The sequence below is a fragment of the Spongiibacter sp. genome (assembly GCF_984394615.1).
In genome coordinates, this window is sequence record NZ_CFHTQA010000082.1 from 1 (window position 1) to 2,287 (window position 2,287).

At 54.7% G+C, this 2,287-nt stretch carries 3 protein-coding genes; all 3 read right to left on the reverse strand.

Going from position 1 to position 2,287, the window contains the following annotated elements; genetic code table 11:
* Window positions 1–85: 85 nt before the first annotated feature.
* Window positions 86–817, reverse strand: a complete 732-nt coding sequence (gene pyrH, locus AC5DB9_RS16490; RefSeq protein ID WP_022957658.1) for a UMP kinase — start codon at window positions 815–817, stop codon at window positions 86–88.
* 77 nt (window positions 818–894) lie between these two features.
* Window positions 895–1,758 (reverse strand): translation elongation factor Ts, encoded by an 864-nt coding sequence (gene tsf / locus AC5DB9_RS16495; protein WP_022957659.1) that lies wholly within the window; start codon window positions 1,756–1,758, stop codon window positions 895–897.
* 110 nt (window positions 1,759–1,868) lie between these two features.
* The coding region (rpsB, locus tag AC5DB9_RS16500) for a 30S ribosomal protein S2 (protein WP_491732108.1) at window positions 1,869–2,287 on the reverse strand (419 nt) is incomplete at its 5' end.

The window sequence follows — 2,287 nt, forward strand, 5'->3', positions numbered from 1 at the left end:
CTCAATTGTCTTGGCCATGCGCTCTTGCGCATCCTGCTTCAGTTCATCAATCACTATTCTGTCTCCTAGTTTCGCACCAACAGGATCACTCCGCAGACACCAGCGTGCCGTCGCTACCACCCACAACAATGTTCAAGAGGGCGCCCTGCTGTTCCATCGCAAATACCCGCAACGGCATATTGTGATCCCTGCACAGGCAAATTGCGGTGAGGTCCATCACTTCCAGCTTTTTATCGAGAACCTCGTCATAGGTCAGGTGCTCGTATTTTTCTGCGTCGGGGTCAATCATCGGGTCGGCACTGTACACGCCGTCAACCTTCGTGGCTTTCAATACGAGGTCGGCATCGACTTCAATGCCCCGCAGGCAAGCCGCCGAATCGGTCGTAAAAAACGGATTGCCCGTACCCGCGGCAAAAATCACCACTTCGCCACGGCTGAGTGCGCGAATGGCCTTGCGGCGATCGTAGTGGTCGACCACACCGCTCATCGGAATCGCCGACATCACCGACGACTTGATATTGCTCCGCTCCAAGGCGTCGCGCATCGCCAGCGCATTCATCAGCGTCGCCAGCATTCCCATATGATCACCGGTCACCCGGTCCAGGCCTGCGCTCTGCAGCGCCGCACCACGAAACAGATTACCGCCGCCGACAACCAGCCCGACCTGAACACCAATACCGACCAGCTGCCCCACTTCAAGGGCCATGCGGTCCAGCACCTTGGGGTCAATACCAAAGCCCAGCTGCCCCATCAGGGCCTCGCCACTGAGCTTGAGAAGAATTCGTTTGTACTTTTTGTCCCGACTCTGAGTGGACATGCCTCACCCCATACACCGCATTAATTGAAGCTTATACACAAAGAAAAACGGGGCCCTGCGGCCCCGCTCGCGACTTATCAGCCTTTGAGCTGCGCAGCCACTTCGGCTGCAAAGTCGACTTCTTCTTTCTCAATCCCCTCGCCCACTTCAAAGCGGATGAAGGTCTGAATCTCGGCACCGCCGTTTTTCAGCAGCTTGCCAACCGTCAGCTCGGGGTCTTTAACGAAAGGCTGATCAACCAGCGCATTCTCAGACAGGAACTTACGGATACGGCCTTCGATCATCTTCTCGATAATCTCGGCAGGCTTGCCACTCTCTTGAGCTTGAGCGGTGAAGATTTCGCGCTCTTTATCCACTTCCTCTTGCGGCATATCTTCCTGCTTGGCAACACGGGGGTTAACCGCTGCTACGTGCATAGCCACATCGCGCGCCAGCTCTGCGTCGCCGCCTTTCAGCGCAACGAGAACCGCAATGCGATTATTGGAGTGAACATAAGTGTCAACAACACCGCTATCAGCAGCCAGTACCGATACGCGTCGAACAGAAATGTTCTCACCGATTTTTTGAACCAGCGCTTCGCGAGCTTCTTCCAGCTCACCAGCCATCAGCGCGGCAACATCGTCCTGCTTGTCGGCAAACGCTTTGTTGGCGACTTTGTCTACAAACGCCAGGAAGCCGTCGTCGCGGGCAACGAAATCGGTTTCGCTGTTCACTTCCACAACCACCGCATAGCTACCGTCTTCAGCGACTTTAGTTGCGACAACACCGTCTGCTGCAGTACGACCAGCTTTCTTAGCTGCCTTCATACCGCTGGACTTGCGCAGTTCTTCAATTGCCAGCTCAATATCACCATTGGCTTCGTTGAGTGCTTTCTTACACTCCATCATGCCAAGACCGGTGCGATCGCGGAGTTCTTTTACCATTGCTGCTGAAACAGCCATCCTAAGATCCTCTTTGTATGGGCTAGTGCAGAGCGGCCTGTACCGCCCCACTCAATGGGTATCCAAAAAAAGGGGGCCTTGCCCCCTCTCGTAGCGAATGTACAGCCTGCTTATTCAGCGGCCGCTTCGCCTGCTTCCTGTGCGACTTCAACGAACTCGTCACCAGCGACGGCTGCGTTGGCACTCGCATTAATAATCGTGTCGGCAACCGCAGTCACATACAGCTTGATAGCGCGAATCGCGTCGTCGTTACCGGGGATAACGTAATCAACGCCTTCCGGGTTGCTGTTGGTATCAACGATACCGAATACCGGAATACCCAGTTTGTTAGCTTCCTGAATAGCAATACGCTCATGATCAACATCGATCACGAACAGTGCGTCAGGCAGGCCAGACATTTCTTTGATACCACCGATGGAACGCTCAAGCTTTTCCATGTCGCGGTGACGCATCAGTGCTTCTTTCTTGGTCAGCTTGTCGAATGTACCGTCCTGGCTTTGGGCTTCCAGCTCGCGCAGGCGACGTACTG